This is a genomic window from Bacillus cereus group sp. N11, assembly GCF_016483605.1.
In the GTDB taxonomy this organism is placed as follows: domain Bacteria; phylum Bacillota; class Bacilli; order Bacillales; family Bacillaceae_G; genus Bacillus_A; species Bacillus_A toyonensis.
This window is the reverse complement of sequence record NZ_JAEHBN010000001.1, coordinates 65,732-83,776: the sequence shown is the minus strand read 5'-3', so window position 1 is coordinate 83,776 and position 18,045 is coordinate 65,732. Positions and strand designations below refer to the sequence as shown.

Genomic DNA, 18,045 nt, shown 5'->3' with positions numbered 1-18,045 from the left:
CCTATATCTCCCTATTCAATTTCTAGTAATACATCTCCTTCATTTACAAAATCGCCTTCTTGCACATTAATTTTCATAACTGTGCCAGCTTCTTCTGAAATGATTGGAATTTCCATTTTCATAGATTCCAAAATGACGACATCCTGCTCTTCCTCTACTGTATCTCCTACTCCTACAACTATCTTCCAAACATTTCCTGCCATCGATGCATATACTTTCGTCATCATTTTTTCCCCCTTAATATTCATAAATCTTATTTTTTAACAAGCTGTTTCGTTACGAAACCCGTTGTATAAATACCACTTTTGAACACATCGTCTCCGAGCACTTGCAGTAGCATCGGTGTATTTGTTTTAATACCTTCAATTTTCAACTCCTCTAGAGCATTTTCTAATTTTGAAATTGCCTCTTCACGAGTTTCACCATGAGCAATGACTTTTGCAATCATTGGATCATAAAACGGTGTAATTGTTACATGATTCTCTAAAAAGTGATCCATACGTATATTTGATGGTAATGTTAAATCTGTAATTTTCCCAGGTGACGGGAAGAATGTTTTCGGATCTTCTGCATAAATACGTGCTTCAATGGCATGACCACTACGTTTTACATCATCCTGAGTAAATGATAGTTTCTCTCCACTTGCGATAAGAAGTTGTTGTTCTACAAGATCTAACCCCGTAATTTCTTCTGTAACGGGATGCTCTACTTGTAATCTCGTATTCATTTCTAAGAAATAGAAATTTTTCTGATCATCTACAAGAAACTCAACTGTACCTGCATTTGTATACCCAAGAGCTTTAGCAGCTTGTACAGCCACTTCTCCCATTGCTTTTCGTGTACCTTCATCTAAAAAAGGTGAAGGTGCTTCTTCGATTACTTTTTGATTTCGGCGCTGTACGGAACATTCACGTTCCCATAAGTACACTGTGTTACCATGTGTATCTGCTAAAAGCTGAATTTCAATATGATGCGCGTCTGCAATATAACGCTCTAAATACATTTCTCCATTACCGAAGAAATTTTGTGCCCTTGTTTTGTTACTTTCAAATGCTTTGGTGAGCGTTTGCTCAGTTTCCATCAACTGCATTCCAATGCCTCCGCCGCCCGCGGATGCCTTAAGCATTAATGGATAACCAATTTGTTTTGCAATTTCAATTGCCTCTTCAACAGTTTCAATATTTGTAGTAATACCTGGAACTACTGGTACATCTGCTGCTTGCATTGCTATACGTGACTCAATTTTACTTCCCATCTTCGTAATGATTTCTTCTGAAGGACCAATAAATACGATTCCTTCTTCTTTACAGCGAATCGGAAAAGATGGATTCTCTGATAATAATCCGTACCCCGGATGGATTGCTTCAACATTTGTCTTCTTAGCTATTTCAATAATTTTTTCAAGGTTTAAATAGCTTTCTTGAACTCGTGGACCACCTACTAGATAAGCTTCATTTGCCATTTTTACATGAAGGGCATTTTCATCAGCCTCAGAATAAATAGCGACGGTACGAATTCCAAGTTTTTGACAAGTTTTCATAATGCGAACTGCGATTTCCCCGCGATTGGCAATTAATATTTTTTGAAACATAGTGATTCCTCCTTTTTATCTACATCCTAAATGTCTAGCAATTACGAGACGTTGAATTTCAGAAGTTCCTTCACCAATTTCTAACAGTTTTGCATCACGAATATGTCTTTCAACTTCATATTCACGCATATAGCCATAACCACCATGAATTTGTACTGCATGATTCGCAATACGACTAGCTGCTTCAGATGCAAATAGTTTTGCCATAGCCGCTTCTTTACCGAAAGGTTTATCGTTATCTTTTAACCAAGCTGCTTTATGTACTAAATTACGTGCTAACTCTACTTCAGTCGCCATATCCGCTAATTTAAATTGAATCGCTTGGAAATTAGAAATTGTTTTTCCAAATTGTTGACGTTCTTTCGCATATTGCAATGCACGTTCAAATGCAGATTGTGCAATACCTACTGCTAATGCTGCAATTGAAATACGTCCTCCATCAAGTGTATATAAGAATTGTTTAAATCCTTTATTAACATCACCAAGAATATTTTCTTTCGGTACACGGACACCATCAAGTACGATTTCACAAGTATTAGAAGCGCGAACACCCATCTTATCGTAAGGACTTGAGATCGTTAATCCTTCACTTGTAGTCGGTACGATAAATGCAGAAATACGTTTTCTACCATTCTCTTCAACACCGTTGATAGCGGTTACAATAATTGTATTTGCATACTCTGCGTTTGTAATCCAGCACTTTTCACCACTGATTACATACTCATCACCATCTAATACAGCTTTCGTTTGTGTACCTCCTGCATCTGATCCAGCGTTTGGCTCCGTTAATCCGAAAGCGCCTAACGTTTTACCTGATGCCATTGGAACTAAATATTTTTGTTTTTGTTCTTCTGTACCGAAATAATAAATTGGAGAAGCACCTAATGAAATTGTTGCAGCGTAGCTTAATCCTGTACCACCACAAGCACGACCAATTTCTTCAACTGCTAGCGCGTACGATACTGTATCGCCACCTGAACCTCCATACTCTTCTGGGAATGGGATGCCTAATAATCCTAGTTCGCCCATTTTTTGAAATGTTTCATATGGAAACTCTGCAGTTTTGTCATAATACACAGCTTTCGGTGCGATTTCCTTTTCAGCAAAGTCACGTACCATTTCTTTAATCATTTGTTTTTCGCGAGTTAGAGTAAATTCCATTCCGCTACACACCCCTTATCGAATATTGAGTTTCGACAGCGTGCGAGTTTCTACTACAAACATAACAACTTAAAAGACAATAATATTAGTTAGACAATTGCTACAATTCTGTCATAACTTAATTTTAAAACAGATTCTGTACTAATGCACAAAAAAATTCCTACATTGTTCTACAACAACATAGGAGGTTTTGTGTCGAATTATGTAATTTATTGTTTAATAATCTCTACCTTTTCCCGAATCAGAAATTTCTACTAACGCTTCAGGGTATGGTTCGAAATACGTTTGTCTTAATAAATACTTTTCATCAAATCGAATGGCCCATGATTTTAAAATTGTAAGTAAACTACTAAGCGGTATTTTCTTTTCTGCATACTTTTGTAACAGTTCTATAAAATGATCTTTTTCTTGTTTTTTTAGCTTTGTTTTAAAATATCCAAAAATGTGCTCGCATACATTTACATTCGATGTATAACGGGGTGTGCGCATAAATAATTCATATAAAGTCTTCTCATAGTTTTCAAATACCACTTCAATCTTTTCTTTTTTGTGATTTGCAATTATACGCCCTAATTCCTTTTGTTTCACCTGATTATATGCCATAAATAAATATTTATTATCCGACTGAAACGATACAAGTTCTTTCATATTTTTATTGTGTTTAATCATTTTGTAATATGCGATTGTAAATAGCCTTGTAAAGAAATGCTCTCTAATAATAAAATTCGACAATCTACCTTCCTCTTCAATAGGAAGATGCGAAAATTTTTTTACTACTGCTCCGCCAAATAAGCCAGCTCCTTTTCCCTTTGCTGGCGCTTTTTCAAAACCAGAATAAATTTTCACATCACGCGTACCACAACTTGGTGAACGATTCTTTAAAATAAAACCATCCACATCCGATATCGTTTGTAAAAAGTCATTTGAAAACTGCTCCATTTTTTCAGTAACGTCTTCTCTTGTCGACGGTTGCACAAGTTTATTCACACCATTTTCTTCTACGATTCGTATCGTTTCACGAGGAATTCCCAATCCAATCTCGACTTCTGGACAAACAGGTATAAATGTAACAAATGGCTGCAAATTTCGTATTGTTACATCCGGAATCATTTCTCCATTATAACGACAAGCATCAAATTCTAAACATTTACTTACGACGATTGTAGGTTTTGCAAATTGTCGCATTTCATTACCTCCTTAGTGCTAGTCCGTATAATATAAATTGTACTAAGATTAACATTTTAAGCAAAGTTTGATTCAGTTATTTTTATGAGAAATATATATCCAATGATATATTAACAATCATTCAACTCTATTTTCTATAAATGTGCGCCCTATTAATGAGGGTTTAGATATTGTGAAATGAATAATACACACATGCTTCGGAGAAATTAATGATTAAGAAAGGAGGGATTGTTATGAAAAAGAAATTATCATCTATTTTAAGTGTTTTAGCACTATCTATTATGTTTTTAGGTACATCGGCGCAAGCTGAATACGATGGAAATAATATGAATAGAGTTAATAACACTGACATTTCAACTCGAGTTAATGACAATAACTTAGACAGAGTTAATAATGATGTGAGAACTCGAAATGTAAATACGACAAATGATTTTAATGATAATCGTGATAAAAATAATAATTGGGCTTGGCTTGGTTTATTAGGACTAGCAGGATTATTAGGTCTTAGAAGAAGAGACAAAGAAACACGCTAATTTATAATGTTTTTAGTAAACAAGTACTTATTTATCAAAAATATATAATGAATATAAATCGCCTTTTTAAAGGCGATTTATTATTTGTTTAAAAGTAATATATGTACTTTACACTTCAACATATTTTTACTTATGATTAAATTCGTGGTGTTAATCCATACAGTATAAATTGAATCGTATTTTCAATTTCCGCTTCATCATCCCATTTTTCTTCAGGCAATAATAAAAATCGAGTTAATAGAAATCCTAAAACAGCTGATAATGTAAGCCGTAATACGGAAGGTGGTGGCATCTCAATAATTTCTCCTTCTTCTTGAAACTTTACAATTAACTTTTTAAAATGTGAAAGCAGTTCTGTTTCTACTAATTGTTGTATTTCACTTTTTAGCTCTGGCTGAAACGGAACTTCTTGAATTAATATTTTAATCATTGGAAAGTGCTTTTTGGCAAATTCAAATCGATTATGAATGACTACTCTTAAAAGCCCTTCATACGATTCATAATCAGTTTTAAATATCTCTTTCGCAAAAGCTTGTACGAAAAATGGTGCAGCAAACTTTGTTAAAGTTGGCATTACGACCGCTAACAATAAATCTTTTTTCGTCTTATAGTAGCGGAAGATTGTTCCTTCCGCTACACCAGCACGCTTTGCAATTTCACTTGTTGAAGTTGAAGCATATCCTTTTTCTCCAAACATATCAACAGCTGCTTCTAAAATACGCATTTGACGTTCATTTCGTTTATCAGTATTAGTTGCAGCAATTAATTCCTCAAGCCAATCCTTCTTCATGTACAAAGCTCCTTTTTGTCATTATTATATTTTGCGATGTTTCTTTAAAGCAAATACATTTCCTACTGCAAATAATAGTGAAAAAAGTAGTAATACAGTAAGATCCAATGCAATTTCTGTAAATCCTTGATTTCGAATCATCACTTGCCTCATTGCATCAGCGCCGTACGTGAGTGGAAATAATTTCCCTAACATTTGGAGCCACTTATTCATAGATTCAATTGGAAACAACCCAGAAAAGAAAATTTGTGGCACAATAACAAGTGGTATAAACTGGATCATTTGAAATTCATTATTTGCGTATGCTGATAAAAACGTCCCTAATGTTAGTGCCGTTAAAGAGAGCATACATGTAATAAGTAGCGTTAGCCATATAGAACCTGCTACATATAAACCTAAAACATAGACTGAAAAACTTACAATTATAACAGATTGTATGAATGCAAAAATTCCAAAACCAATTATATACCCAACAACTATTTCCCATCGTCTAACTGGTGTGGACAATAATCGCTCTAATGTACCACTTAAACGTTCTCTTACGAAAGAAACTCCCGACAAAATGAATACAAAGAAAAATGTAAAGAATCCAATTAACACGGGACCGAGCCCATCAAACATCGTAAAGTCTTTAGAGCCATGTAAATAATTCACTTCAGGTTTCATTATCGATACATCATTCTTCTCTGTGCTCTTTTGCAATATTTGGAGTACAGCACGGTTTTTCGACGAATCACTGCCCTCTAACAAAAGATTTATTTTTCCATTCTCTAAATGAATTACTGCATCGATCTTTTGTTTTTCCAACTCAGAAATCGCTTTCTCTTTGCTATATTCATAAATTGAGGCTTCTTGATTTTTCATCACTTTTACTATAGGAGCGGGCACATCCACTACAGCAATATGTGGTATATAATCTTTTTGTGTAAATATTAAAGACAATAGCCAAAGTAATAACATTGGTGCCCCAAACATCATGGCTAACGAACGTTTATCTCGGAAAAATTGACGAATAATACGAATGATTACACCATTAACTCTCACGATTCAACCCCCTCTACTAACAAAAAGACATCTTCAATTCGTCTTGATGATACACGTTTTTTCAATTCCTCTGGCGTTCCAACCGCAACTAAGTTCCCTTCTCTAATCAATCCTAGACGCTCACAAAACTCTGCTTCATCCATAATGTGCGTCGTTATAATAATAGTTGTTCCTTTCTTTTTAAGTTCATAAAATTCCCCCCATATTGTTTTTCTAAGCAACGGATCTATCCCCACTGTTGGCTCATCTAAAATTAATATTTCAGGTTCATGAAGAAGTGCTATCGCTAATGATAGACGCTTTTTCATCCCACCTGAAAAATGCTGTACTTGCTTTTTCATATGTTGTGATAATTGTACAAGGTCAAAAACCTCTTTGATTCTTTCCTTTTTATGTTTTCCCTTTAATCCATACATCGTTGCAATAAAATCTGCATTTTCATATGCTGATAGTTCTTCGTATAATGCATCAGCTTGAGCCATATAGCCAATTCTTTTCATCTCATTTAAATTTGGCATGTTAATGTTGTATACAAATACATTACCTTTAGTTGCTTGATTAATACCTGCAATCAATTTAATAAGCGTCGTTTTCCCTGATCCTGAAGGCCCAACTAAACCAAATATCTCTGCTTTTTCAATTTGTAATGAAAGATCGTGTAAAACTTCTTTTTTCCCAAAACTTTTCGATACATTCTGTAAAACAATTGAAGGTTTTTGCACGTATTATCCCTCTTTTCTATAAAATGAGTGAGTACTCACTTTTATTTTACTCTTGCGTCATTATATGTCAATCTTCATTGATTAGTATTTATTTTCAATCAACAATATTAAACAATGAAACAGAGTCGACATTAGAATATAATTTCTTAAAGTCGACTCTGTTTCATTTAAACTATGCATTTTACTTTATGTTTCTAAATTCATATACTTCCTAATTCTAGCAAGATCTAAAGAATATTCGATAACTAATTGCTGTAACGGTAAAATAACTGTATCGGGATATAAATGTGCATATTGTAATGTTTCTGCATATTTTTCTAATCTTTTTTCTAAGTATTTTATAATTTGCTCAGGATGGCTCACTAATAAACATTGACAATAATAATGTATTTGTTCCTCAATCGCCGTATACTCTTCAATTTCATATTCTTTATGCATGTGTACACCCCTTTAAGTTTTTTTACATAAATTCTTTATCACACTTTTCACTCGACTAATTTTTAAGTTTTTTGATTATTTACACTATAACAAACTCTTCAGGTCAAATTTTGTTACTTTATGTAACGTAGAAAATTTTTAACAAAATTGTAATGTTAACTCCTGCAAAATACATAAAGCCCCTTTACTCATTTTTGTATAAAAAAATCGTACAACTTAATTTAGCTGCACGACTACAATTTCTGGCCTATTCAAAATTCTTTGCGGAATGATACTATTTCCTAACCCTCTACTAACTACCATTGATGTATTTTGTTCTACATATAAACCCGCTGTATATTTAGGTAAAACACCTTGATTTGGCGCAACTAATCCTCCGATAAATGGCAATCTAACTTGCCCTCCATGAGCATGTCCCGATAAAACCAAATCCAATCTCTCATTCGTATATTCCTTAATAAATTCAGGCCTATGGGATAATAATACATTATATCTATCTGGCTGCATTTCAATTTTCGCTTTTTTAATTTCACCTATTATAATATTTCCTTCATCACGGTTTCCAGTAACAAACTCTGGATCATCAATACCTAGCAAGTTTATTTCTTGCTCACCCTTTCGAATGCCTACATGTTCATTCCTTAAAACATTGACATCATATTTCTTCAACTCTTTTTCTAAACTGTTATACTTTCCAGACCATTGTTCATGGTTTCCTGTCACAAAATATACAGGATACTTCTTTACCATTTCTCGTATTAATTGCATACTAACTTCTGCATCGTATGATTTACTGTCAATTAAATCACCCGTAATCGCAATAATATCTGGGTCTATGCTTTTTATTTTTTGAATTAACACATCTTGATTATCGCCAAATTGCTTATTGTGTAAGTCTGAAATTTGTAGAATTTTATACCCTTTAAAAGAGGATGGTATTTTACTAGAGGTTATTTTAACCTCAGTTATACTTATTAAATTGTTCTGTAAATATAAAAAGATTGTAAAACCTACTAATATACAAATAATCATTACGATTCTATTGATCTTCTTTTTCATATTTTCTCCTTTACATTCTCATCAAACCCTTCTATATGCTAACTGAATTATATTATACTTTCTTGAAATTTATTTAAATTAATAAAATAATACAGTACATGAAATTTCATATGAGATACGTCATATATATTCGTTATATTTTTACTTTTACCTTTTTAATAATAAGAATACAAAAACGACTCTTATCACACGAAAAAAGTCGTTTTCTAACGTTATACTTTTAATACTTTCATGTTAAAAATGCGAAAACTAAAATACTATTACCTAAGAGCCTTAACTATAACCTCAGTTGCCTCTGCAATGAGTTGATTATCATAGGTAGCCTCTTTCTCATCTTTACTAGATAAAATTGCGATGATAATTGGTGCTCTATTTGGAGGCCAAACGATAGCAATATCATTTCTTGTCCCGTAACTGCCAGCACCTGATTTATCTCCAACTACCCAGTTAGTTGGTACGCCTGCACGAATAAGTTTGTCCCCTGTAGCATTTCCTTTCATCCACTCTGTAAGAATTTTACGTTTTTCAGCAGGAAGTGCATTTCCGACCGTAAAAGCTTTAAGATTCGTAGCAATTGCTTTCGCTGTACTAGTGTCACGAATGTCTCCTGGAATAGCTTCGTTTAATTCTGTTTCAAAGCGATCAGACATAGTAACCCGATCCCCGATCTGTCTAAGCGCTTTTTCATATCCTTTAGGTCCGCCTATTTTATGAAATAAAATGTTCCCTGCAGTATTATCACTTGAACGAACAGCAGCCTCAGCAATTTCTCCTAGTTTCATTCCAGTATCTACATGTTTCTCTGTAACAGGTGAATAATCCACTAAGTCTTCTTTCGTAAATTTTATGACTTCATTTAATGTATCAATTGAGTTTTGCTGTAGTAATACTCCTGCCGCTAAAGCCTTGTAGGTTGATGCGAAGGCAAATCTTTCGTTATGTCGATAAGAGATTGTTTGATTTGTACCAGTATCAATCGCATATACACCTAATCGAGCATCAAATTTTTTCTCAAGTTGAGAGAACTCTTTATGCGTCGCCTGATTTTTATGTTTCACTTGTCCAGTCTTTTCTTTCGCTTCAACTTGCAGTGACCCTCCTGTAAAAGCTTCTAGGCTTGTAACACTTAAACCTAATATACCAACGCATATTCCTATTTTTAGCATCCTCTTGTTTTTCAAAATCATCATTCCTTTCAAATTTTCAATACTGAAAACAAGTAGTAAATTCAATACACTGTATCCTATTTAAAAACCTGTTTTTATACGTACACATAATAGACCATCTAAGAAACAAGTTTGTTCCATAAATTTAAAACCTTTTTAATTAGTAGCCAAAATATTAACAAAAGTAAGAGATAGCAACTGTGATAGTTGCTATCTCTTATTTTAAATCTTCCTTTAACTTATAAAGACTTTTATATACACAGGGTCTCTTCCCTGAGAAAAGTACTCTAATTTTGCTTAGAACTATCTGTATTAGTAGCTTCACCATGTATACGTTGCTTTTTTAAATCAAAGTATACATCTAAAACTTCCTTTCCAATTATAGAATTAATTCCACTTTTATCATCATGAAGCCATGGGACTACTATAGAAAATGCTACTTCTGGATTATCATATGGAGCATATCCAACTAATGTTAAATTGTAACATTCCATACGTTCTCCTTTTGCATTTCTACCAATTGGATCATCTCCTCCATATACAGTTTGAGCTGTCCCTGTCTTTCCTGCTGGTTTATATGGAGCATTTTTGAAATGTTTCACGCCAGTTCCATCACCTTCTTGGAATACCCATCTAAACCCCTCTTTTATCCGATCAATATGTTCTGTCTTCATATCAACTCGATTTAATACGACAGGCTCTATAGAGCGTATAACTTTGCCAACCTCTTCTTCTTTTATTGATTGTTCTCGTATTTCTTGTACAATTTGAGGTTGCATTCTATAACCGCCATTCGCAATCGTTGAAATATATTGTGCCAATTGCAATGGCGTATACGTATCATACTGACCGATAGAAAAATCTAGTAAAAACCCAGGTTGACTATCTACCGTTCTCGTTTGTCCGGTTATTTCATTCGGTAAATCAATACCTGTTGGGACACCTAAACCAAATTGTTTAAAATAATAGCGCATCGTATCAAATGCTTCTTGTTTAATATCCAACGTACCATTTGGTACGTAATTAACCCCTGCGATTTGTAAGGCCGTTTGGAACATGTATACATTCGAAGATACTTGTAAAGCTCTTAAATCATTAATATTACCAAATCCAGATACATTCCATGATTTCTTAGCTTGTGTACCTTTAAATTTCATAGGCGCGTCATAAAATTGATCTCCTGGATGTATTGCCCCTGTCTCATATCCAGTTAATAAAGTAGCACCTTTTACAGCTGACCCTAGCTCATACGAAGTTGTCATGTTACCTAAAGCCAAATCCTCAATCTCTATTTTCCCTTCTTTTTCTACAATCTTTTTGCCTGCCATAGATAAAATCTGTCCATTATTTGGATTCGTCATGACGACAAAAGCTCGGTCCAACAGTGGCTCTGAACTCTTAAAAGCTCTCAAGTTTTTCTCTATACTTTCTTCCACTTTTTTTTGTAATTCCATATCAATCGTTAATGTTAAACTATTACCACTTTTTCCTTTAGAGATTATTTCTGTGCTAACAATATTTCCGGATTTATCAGTAATGTTTTTCACTTCTTCTTTTGTACCGTGTAATGCATCTTCATATCGTTGTTCAATATAACTTTTTCCTACACGATCATTACGGTTATATCCACGTACCAAATAAGAATCTAAGTTTTCTTTCGGTAATCCTTCTTCACTGCTTGTAATATTACCTAACACGGAACGAAATAAATTACCATTTACATAATTACGTTCCCAATCAACCGTTGCATCTACTCCCGGAAACTCCTCAAGCTTTTCACTTATCCGCGCATACTCTTCATCTGTTACGTCTTTTTTGATAATTTGTGGTGTCAGTTGATAACCTGCACTCATTTTACTTTTAATAGCTAACACCTTTAAATCTTGTGCTGTTAATTCTGCCAATTCTACTTCTGTAACGCGACTTCGTCTTAAGTCATCAATTTTTTTATCTAACTCTTTTCCCTCAATTCCCTTTTCTTTAAACTTTTCTATATCTTTTTTAGTTATCTTTGTCTCTGCACGTTTCTTATTCAACTGCATCCAGAAATCTTTTTTATCGATATCGGTTAACTTATTTATATCTTGTTCGGGCATTTCAAGTACTTTCGCCAAGTCTTTTGCTGTTTTTAAAATATCTTCACTCGTAATCCCCTTCACCCTTGTATACGTAATTGTGCGAAGAGATTTATTATTAACGACTGCTTTTCCTTCTCGATCTAGAATTTGTCCACGTGGAACTGGTATACTAGTTGTTTCATTTTGACTGCTTTCCACTTGGTTCTTATAAGCCTCTCCTTCAACGATTTGTACTTTTCCTAGCTGCATAATAATAGCTGAAAACAGTAGAAATATGCAAAGGAACATTATATTTAATCGAATAGATATATATGTCTGCTGCTTCTTTTCTTTTTGTTTTTTCATAAATCCTCCATATAATTCTTCCGGAACTCCTCACTAATACTTAGTAAATAAATACGTTCCCTATATATTAGAAACCACCATTCAGTTATAAATAGTGTCTTATCTTTTTTCTACATCCTTGTAAGCGTCAATTTCTTTTCGTTTAGCCGCGTAACTGATACATCTCCTTTCCTGTCTTTCTCTCTATTTTTTTGTTGCTTGCATTAGAAATGCTAAACTGTATAATGACTCATATTAAGCTTACACATAGACTTGCTAGTAACTTTTCATGCTGGTTATTCCTTTCCTCATGCTGTAATACTTAATAGACAACCTAAGTAATAAAGTTGTTCCACATTTACAAAAAAAATAATTAACTATAAGATGAAATAGGCTACATAAGGGAGGGTTATATGTTACATATAAAAAGATGGAGATTTTTTGCGGTTCTTTCTATTGTAGGTTTGATTTTACTACTTTTAGTAAAAATCAACTTCATTTCAATTACTATCGCAACTTCTTCAGCTGAAAGAGGAAAAATTTTCGATCAAAATGGTGTAATACTAGCTACAAATAAGAAAGTTAATTCTATATATTGCACTTCTAATGATGAAAAGCTATCGAATCAAGATACATCAAACACATTAGCTTTTTTCAATCAATTTTCAAACGAGTTTCAACATGACATTTCTGCAGAGGACATAAAATCACAATTACAACAATCTTGTAAAAAGCAGACTATGAATGATATACCGTTATACTCTGACATAAATGAGAGTGAACTTACATTCATAAACAAGAACAAACCCAATAATGTAATAATTAAAGATGAATGGATTCGATATTATCCAAAACACGAAATTGGTTCACAGCTAATTGGATATGTAGAAAATGACCTTAATTCTAAGTATGGACCTGTGGGAAAAAGTGGGGTTGAGCTTCAATATGAAAATGATTTAAAAGGAAAACCCGGAAAAACTCTGATTTTTAAAATGAATAATAAAAAGTTCTCATGGAACATTCAAAAAGTACAAAGAGGAAAAGATGTCCGGCTAGCTTTAGACTCGAAATTGCAGCAAAAAACAGAGGAAGCATTACGATCTCAAATTAAGAAAATACATGATGCTAAAGCTGGTTATGTCGTAGTGACTGATATAAAAACTGGCGCAATTTTAACTATGGCCAACTCGGCAGTTTTTAATCCAAATACATTACATACACATGTATCATCTAAAAATGAAAACATTAAATCACTTTCGCAAAATAAAGCAATTCAAAAATTAAAGTATGGCGAATCTTATGTAAATATGGCCTCTACTATAAAGCCACTTACTATTTTAATTGGATTAAATGAAAAGCTTTTTCAACCTGAAGATACTTATTTAGATAAGGGTACTTTTCAATATGATAATCAAAATAACATTACGAATGCACCTGGAACGCCAACAGGTGAGATTACACCGAGGCAGGCTATCATTAATTCATCTAATACATTTATGACAGCAAAAGTAGCTCTGCCTTTATTCAACCAAAATAATGGGAATATAGAAAAAGTGGCACATATATGGACAGATTATTTAATGCAATTCGGTCTACGTTCTAAAACCGGGATTGATTTACCCTTTGAAGAAGACGGACAATATGAATTCCATCCATCTAATAAGTTTGAAAATGGAATCTCCGCTTTATTAAATGCCTCTTGGGGAGGAAATGAAGTGCATACCCCTCTTCAACTCGCTCAATATGCAGCAACTTTGGCAAGTAAAGGTGATAAATATAAACCTCAAATCGTAAGTGCTATTATGAGTCCTGACGGTAAGGAAACAAAAACGTTTAAACCAATTTTAGAAAGTTCAAATCGTTATCCTATGAAGTTTTGGAGTGTCGTGCAAGGTGGAATGAGTCAAAATATAGAGGAGATTAAAAACTTGCCCTTTCAAGTCGCAGGTAAAACAGGTATAACAGGCTCTCCCAACGAGCAAGAAAGAATGATAAATCATTCTCTTTTCATTGCATATGCTCCTACCGAAGATCCACAAATAGCCATTTCTGTCGTTATTCCTGGTAGTAATTCAGAAAAAAACATCGCTGCTCTCGTTACATCAGAAATTTTAGAGTCTTGGCATACACTTCAAAAAGAAAATAATAATAAAGAGGAAGGTTCATTAAAGTGAACCTTCCTCTTTTACCATATAGAATCTATATTTATTATTTTCCATTCACCATTATCATTTTTTTCGAACATGAATGAATACTTAATATCAGTTAAAACATACTCCTTTTGTACATATCCAGTATTACCGTTAATTGTCGATATTTTTATATATCCATCATTTTGCACTTTTTCTGGAATCCAAGCTTTTACCATTTCATTAGATACTTCATATACAACCTGTGATTCTCGTTTTGGTTCAGCTAAAATTTTTGTTTTATTTCCAGTAACCGTTGCATATATAAAATGCGTTTGCTTTGGTTGGTTACTTTCTGTCAAACCACTTGGTACTTTGTATACTTTTTTTGTATCATTTGCAAATTCTCCCCCCATTGTAAGAGCGACTTGCAACTCATGAAAAATGTCTTCATCAAACTTCAATTCATCCTTCTTATAACGCTTCCCTTTAAATAGAACTTCATCATTTAATGCTCTATACAAATCATTTTCATTTTTTGAATTTGTGCTTTGATATAAATCATTCATAAATTGTTTTAATGATGGATCTTGAGCAGACTCATCTTTTGTTTTCGGCTTAATTTGAGTACTACTTTGTACCGGTGATTTATTGTCATCAAGCCAAGGTTGTTGAACAATAAAAAATAACATAGTACAAACCAAAACAACTGCAACAGGCAATGCTTTTTTACGAAATGGTCTCTTATTTTTTACAGAATCTACTTCACTATTTTGATATACCGATTGCTTTATTTTATAAATAAATTCTTCTTCATCTTTCCGATGCTCCATTGGGCCTTTTTTCAATTTACTATACCAGTCAGGATTTTTTTTACTGTTCATCACTACTACCCTCCCCTATTAGTTTTGAAACTTTGCTTCTCGCTCGGCTTAATCTAGATTTGACTGTTCCAATTGATACACCTAATGTTTCAGCCATTTCTTCATAAGATAATTCATATTTCGCGTCCAGTATTAGTATTTCACGGTGTTTTTTAGGTAATTTTAATACAACATCCCACAGTTCATTTAGTTCCTCTTGCTTAAAAAACTCTTGTTCTGCCGAGGAAGACTGCTTGTCGTCACTAAAAAATCCCACTAAAGATATCCTTTTAAAATAAGAGGATTTCAAATAGTTTATCGCTGTATTTCTTGTAATTTTTAATATCCACGTTTTAATAGATGACTCCTTTCGAAACGAATGCCAATGTTTAAAAACCTTTATAAAGACATCTTGTGTGATGTCATCTGATAAGTGTGGATCTTTCGTAATAATAAATGAATAATTCCATACATCTTGCCAATAGTCTTTAATAACGTAGTCAAGCTCATCATGATTACATTTTTCAATAAACTTCTGTTCCATTTCCACACCTCAAACTTATTTGAATAAACATAAAACTGCCCTCACTTTTAATATGGTTTCAATATATAGACATGATACAAGTTTCATTTGTTCCATTGTTTATCTTTTTTTGATAGAAGAATTCTCCTGAAAAATGTAAAGGTATGCAATACATTTTATTACATAATCACCTTTACATTCTCTTCGATGACAGACTCTATATTCAGCCCGTACTTGCAAATACTATTTCAAAAATCACTTTTGAAACAATAGAATTTGATTTAAATAATGAAAATGATAAGATATCAACTTTTTAGAACCACAATAACATAGAAAAAGCATTCTCAAGTAGGGAGAATGCTTTTTTTAAAACTTAATTGTTCTTTGTTTTGCCCAATTTATACTATTGAGTTAAGCATACATATAATATATATAGTAAAAGATTTCACCTTATAATCTAGTGTTATTTCTGAAAAACATGTTTTACTTTTTCACCTGGAACATTACTGCCCCCTCTTCCTTTTACATCTTCAATCATCATGGTAACAATCATGTCTGGCGCATTTGCATCAAACGCTGCAAACCATCCAAGTTCTTTTCCGTCTGCTTCTTTCGACTCCTTCAGTTCTGCTGTACCGGTTTTACCAGCAAGAGTTACACCATCAACCTTAGCAATTCTCCCAGCGCCGTCAGGGTCATTAATAACTTTTATTAATGCACTCTTTACTATCTCTTGATTCTTTTTAGAGACCACGTTTTCTTTCCAATTCCCCGCTACTTTTGCTTCTTTTAACAGATGAGGCAACGGAATATTCCCTTCATTCACAATCGGTGCATATGTTAATGCTAAATGAAGTGGCGTCATTAATACTTGTCCTTGTCCATATCCCGTGTCTGCTAGTTGAATATCATTTTTTATCCCATCTTTTGCAATTGTTGAAATAGGAAATTCGTATTCGATTGGTAATTTTTCATGAAATCCGTACTTCTTAAATTCATTTACATACTGTTCTTTCCCCATTTTCAAAGCTTGTTGAGCAAAATAAATATTATCAGAGTACTTCATTGCCTTTTCAAAATCAATTGGACTAGCTTCCTTCACACGTGTTACATAATAATTTCCCCACGATGAATCTTTTGTCCACTTCAATCCTTGAATTTTAAATTCTTCTTTAGGATTTAATGTTTTCGTTTCCAAACCAATTGCACCTGTAATCGTTTTAAATACAGAACCTGGTACAAATGCTTTTGTGAAGCGATTCATCATTGGCAGTTTAGAGTCGTTATTCCATGCTTCTCTTTGGACTTTTGACGCTCCTCTAACTATTATATTTGGATTATAAGCAGGGCTACTTACAAGTGCGATTGTTTCACCCGTTTTAGGATTGACCGCTGCACTAGATCCTGCTTCATTTTTCATCTCATTAAAGATTTTTTCTTGAATTGCAGCATCAATTGTTAACGTAACATTTTCCCCTTCTTTTGCTTCTTTTTTTGCTACGTTTTTAATCTCTTTCCCGTTTTCATCTTCCATAAATACGCGTCCACCCTTTTCACCACGCAATTTATTCTCTAATACTTTTTCTAAACCTGTCTTACCCACTAAATCATCTGCTTGATATCCTTTTTTTTGAAGCGATTTTAACTCCTCTGCGTTCACCTTTCCTATATATCCTGTTAAGTGTGCCGCTGCTTCTCCTAATGGATACGTACGAATATTTATTGGGCGAGATGAAACTCCTTCTAATTCAATATAATCATTCTGTCTGGTTCCCTCTTTTAAAATGCCAATTGGTACAAAGGAGTCTGGTTTTATCCATTTCGCTGTGAGCTTTTGTTCAACCTCTTCTGTAGACATATCAAGTAATTGTGCTACTATTTCTTTCGTTTGCGCTGCTGTTTCACCTAGTTTCTCTGGAATAATTCCAACCTCAGACGCTTTACCGTTCGTTGCAAGCCCTTTTCCATTTCGATCGTATATTTCTCCGCGTTTTCCTTGTTCTATTTGCATACGTACTTTGTAATCTTTTTTCATACCTGGGAAAATGAAGTCTGGCGTCCAATCTATTTTCCAAGATTCCTTTTCTTTCACAAGTTTTACTTCATGGATGAATGAAACTGTTCCTCCATCCGTATCCATTTTAACTTCAAAAAGAAAACGTTCTTTATCTTTCGTATTCTCTCCTTTCGTTTTAACTTTTAAATTCTTAGCTCCAATCCCCTCATAGATTTTTTGATATTTTTCTGTGAATTCTTTTTTAGAAATCGTTTTTTTGGCATGATCTGATAAATGATCATACATATTTGCAAACTTTTTATCATTCCATAAATTAACATATTCTTCAAATGCTTGTTTGGGCGGTTCGTTTTTATTACACCCTACTAACATAACCGCGAAACAAATGAAAAACAGCATCCATAATTTTTTCAATTCAATCT

At 33.5% G+C, this 18,045-nt stretch carries 16 protein-coding genes; 2 read left to right on the top strand and 14 right to left on the bottom strand.

The window, feature by feature from the left end:
* Nucleotides 1–11: 11 nt before the first annotated feature.
* The 4 genes from JDS98_RS00405 to JDS98_RS00390 all read right to left on the bottom strand — a co-directional run bounded on the left by JDS98_RS00405 (nt 12) and on the right by JDS98_RS00390 (nt 3,937).
* On the bottom strand, nt 12–227 hold the full coding sequence (locus tag JDS98_RS00405) for an acetyl-CoA carboxylase biotin carboxyl carrier protein subunit (RefSeq protein ID WP_001987345.1): 216 nt from the start codon (nt 225–227) through the stop codon (nt 12–14).
* A gap of 26 nt (nt 228–253) precedes the next feature.
* A complete protein-coding gene (locus JDS98_RS00400; protein WP_199633419.1) occupies nt 254–1,591 on the bottom strand; it encodes an acetyl-CoA carboxylase biotin carboxylase subunit in 1,338 nt (445 codons plus the stop codon).
* A 15-nt stretch (nt 1,592–1,606) separates the two neighbouring features.
* Nucleotides 1,607–2,752 (bottom strand): acyl-CoA dehydrogenase, encoded by a 1,146-nt coding sequence (locus JDS98_RS00395; RefSeq protein ID WP_000397277.1) that lies wholly within the window; start codon nt 2,750–2,752, stop codon nt 1,607–1,609.
* Between the two features lie 216 nt (nt 2,753–2,968).
* On the bottom strand, nt 2,969–3,937 hold the full coding sequence (locus tag JDS98_RS00390; RefSeq protein ID WP_087969225.1) for a YbgA family protein: 969 nt from the start codon (nt 3,935–3,937) through the stop codon (nt 2,969–2,971).
* Nucleotides 3,938–4,170: 233 nt separating this feature from the next.
* On the opposite strand from JDS98_RS00390, the gene JDS98_RS00385 reads away from it, so the two are divergent.
* Entirely contained in the window at nt 4,171–4,470 is a 300-nt protein-coding gene (locus JDS98_RS00385) for a WGxxGxxG family protein (protein ID WP_199633572.1), read from the top strand.
* A 136-nt stretch (nt 4,471–4,606) separates the two neighbouring features.
* Here the strand turns inward: JDS98_RS00385 and JDS98_RS00380 are convergent, their stop codons facing one another.
* The 7 genes from JDS98_RS00380 to JDS98_RS00350 form a co-directional block, all read right to left on the bottom strand.
* On the bottom strand, nt 4,607–5,260 hold the full coding sequence (locus tag JDS98_RS00380) for a TetR/AcrR family transcriptional regulator (protein ID WP_000711175.1): 654 nt from the start codon (nt 5,258–5,260) through the stop codon (nt 4,607–4,609).
* Nucleotides 5,261–5,284: 24 nt separating this feature from the next.
* Nucleotides 5,285–6,304, bottom strand: coding sequence for an ABC transporter permease (locus JDS98_RS00375; protein ID WP_199633418.1), 1,020 nt, complete (start codon nt 6,302–6,304; stop codon nt 5,285–5,287).
* A complete protein-coding gene (locus JDS98_RS00370; RefSeq protein ID WP_098711570.1) occupies nt 6,301–7,026 on the bottom strand; it encodes an ABC transporter ATP-binding protein in 726 nt (241 codons plus the stop codon). The genes JDS98_RS00375 and JDS98_RS00370 overlap by 4 nt, the downstream gene beginning before the upstream one ends.
* 186 nt (nt 7,027–7,212) lie before the next feature.
* Nucleotides 7,213–7,464, bottom strand: a complete 252-nt coding sequence (locus JDS98_RS00365; protein WP_000548627.1) for a hypothetical protein — start codon at nt 7,462–7,464, stop codon at nt 7,213–7,215.
* Between the two features lie 216 nt (nt 7,465–7,680).
* Nucleotides 7,681–8,523, bottom strand: coding sequence for a metallophosphoesterase (locus JDS98_RS00360; protein WP_098711569.1), 843 nt, complete (start codon nt 8,521–8,523; stop codon nt 7,681–7,683).
* Nucleotides 8,524–8,783: 260 nt separating this feature from the next.
* Nucleotides 8,784–9,710 carry a class A beta-lactamase Bla1 gene (gene bla / locus JDS98_RS00355; RefSeq protein ID WP_141555967.1) on the bottom strand — a complete coding sequence of 309 codons (927 nt, stop codon included), beginning with the start codon at nt 9,708–9,710 and terminating at the stop codon, nt 8,784–8,786.
* 266 nt (nt 9,711–9,976) lie between these two features.
* On the bottom strand, nt 9,977–12,112 hold the full coding sequence (locus JDS98_RS00350) for a peptidoglycan D,D-transpeptidase FtsI family protein (RefSeq protein ID WP_000744256.1): 2,136 nt from the start codon (nt 12,110–12,112) through the stop codon (nt 9,977–9,979).
* 392 nt (nt 12,113–12,504) lie between these two features.
* On the opposite strand from JDS98_RS00350, the gene JDS98_RS00345 reads away from it, so the two are divergent.
* Nucleotides 12,505–14,265 carry a peptidoglycan D,D-transpeptidase FtsI family protein gene (locus JDS98_RS00345; RefSeq protein ID WP_199633417.1) on the top strand — a complete coding sequence of 587 codons (1,761 nt, stop codon included), beginning with the start codon at nt 12,505–12,507 and terminating at the stop codon, nt 14,263–14,265.
* 11 nt (nt 14,266–14,276) lie between these two features.
* Here the strand turns inward: JDS98_RS00345 and JDS98_RS00340 are convergent, their stop codons facing one another.
* The 3 genes from JDS98_RS00340 to JDS98_RS00330 form a co-directional block, all read right to left on the bottom strand.
* Nucleotides 14,277–15,104: an SH3 domain-containing protein gene (locus JDS98_RS00340; protein ID WP_098710994.1), complete on the bottom strand. Its 828-nt coding sequence runs from the start codon at nt 15,102–15,104 to the stop codon at nt 14,277–14,279.
* Nucleotides 15,094–15,627 (bottom strand): RNA polymerase sigma factor, encoded by a 534-nt coding sequence (locus JDS98_RS00335; RefSeq protein ID WP_000435492.1) that lies wholly within the window; start codon nt 15,625–15,627, stop codon nt 15,094–15,096. Before JDS98_RS00335 ends, JDS98_RS00340 begins: the two co-directional genes overlap by 11 nt.
* 442 nt (nt 15,628–16,069) lie before the next feature.
* Nucleotides 16,070–18,037, bottom strand: a complete 1,968-nt coding sequence (locus JDS98_RS00330) for a penicillin-binding transpeptidase domain-containing protein (RefSeq protein WP_098912006.1) — start codon at nt 18,035–18,037, stop codon at nt 16,070–16,072.
* Between the last annotated feature and the right edge of the window lie 8 nt (nt 18,038–18,045).

Bases quoted from the DNA above. Each gene is read 5' to 3' on its own strand.
- JDS98_RS00350 (WP_000744256.1), bottom strand. From the start codon at position 12,112: ATGAAAAAACAAAAAGAAAAGAAGCAGCAGACATATATATCTATTCGA.
- JDS98_RS00340 (WP_098710994.1), bottom strand. From the start codon at position 15,104: ATGAACAGTAAAAAAAATCCTGACTGGTATAGTAAATTGAAAAAAGGC.
- JDS98_RS00385 (WP_199633572.1), top strand. From the start codon at position 4,171: ATGAAAAAGAAATTATCATCTATTTTAAGTGTTTTAGCACTATCTATT.
- JDS98_RS00405 (WP_001987345.1), bottom strand. From the start codon at position 227: ATGATGACGAAAGTATATGCATCGATGGCAGGAAATGTTTGGAAGATA.
- JDS98_RS00345 (WP_199633417.1), top strand. From the start codon at position 12,505: ATGTTACATATAAAAAGATGGAGATTTTTTGCGGTTCTTTCTATTGTA.
- JDS98_RS00400 (WP_199633419.1), bottom strand. From the start codon at position 1,591: ATGTTTCAAAAAATATTAATTGCCAATCGCGGGGAAATCGCAGTTCGC.
- JDS98_RS00395 (WP_000397277.1), bottom strand. From the start codon at position 2,752: ATGGAATTTACTCTAACTCGCGAAAAACAAATGATTAAAGAAATGGTA.
- bla (WP_141555967.1), bottom strand. From the start codon at position 9,710: ATGATTTTGAAAAACAAGAGGATGCTAAAAATAGGAATATGCGTTGGT.
- JDS98_RS00390 (WP_087969225.1), bottom strand. From the start codon at position 3,937: ATGCGACAATTTGCAAAACCTACAATCGTCGTAAGTAAATGTTTAGAA.
- JDS98_RS00335 (WP_000435492.1), bottom strand. From the start codon at position 15,627: ATGGAACAGAAGTTTATTGAAAAATGTAATCATGATGAGCTTGACTAC.
- JDS98_RS00360 (WP_098711569.1), bottom strand. From the start codon at position 8,523: ATGAAAAAGAAGATCAATAGAATCGTAATGATTATTTGTATATTAGTA.
- JDS98_RS00380 (WP_000711175.1), bottom strand. From the start codon at position 5,260: ATGAAGAAGGATTGGCTTGAGGAATTAATTGCTGCAACTAATACTGAT.
- JDS98_RS00365 (WP_000548627.1), bottom strand. From the start codon at position 7,464: ATGCATAAAGAATATGAAATTGAAGAGTATACGGCGATTGAGGAACAA.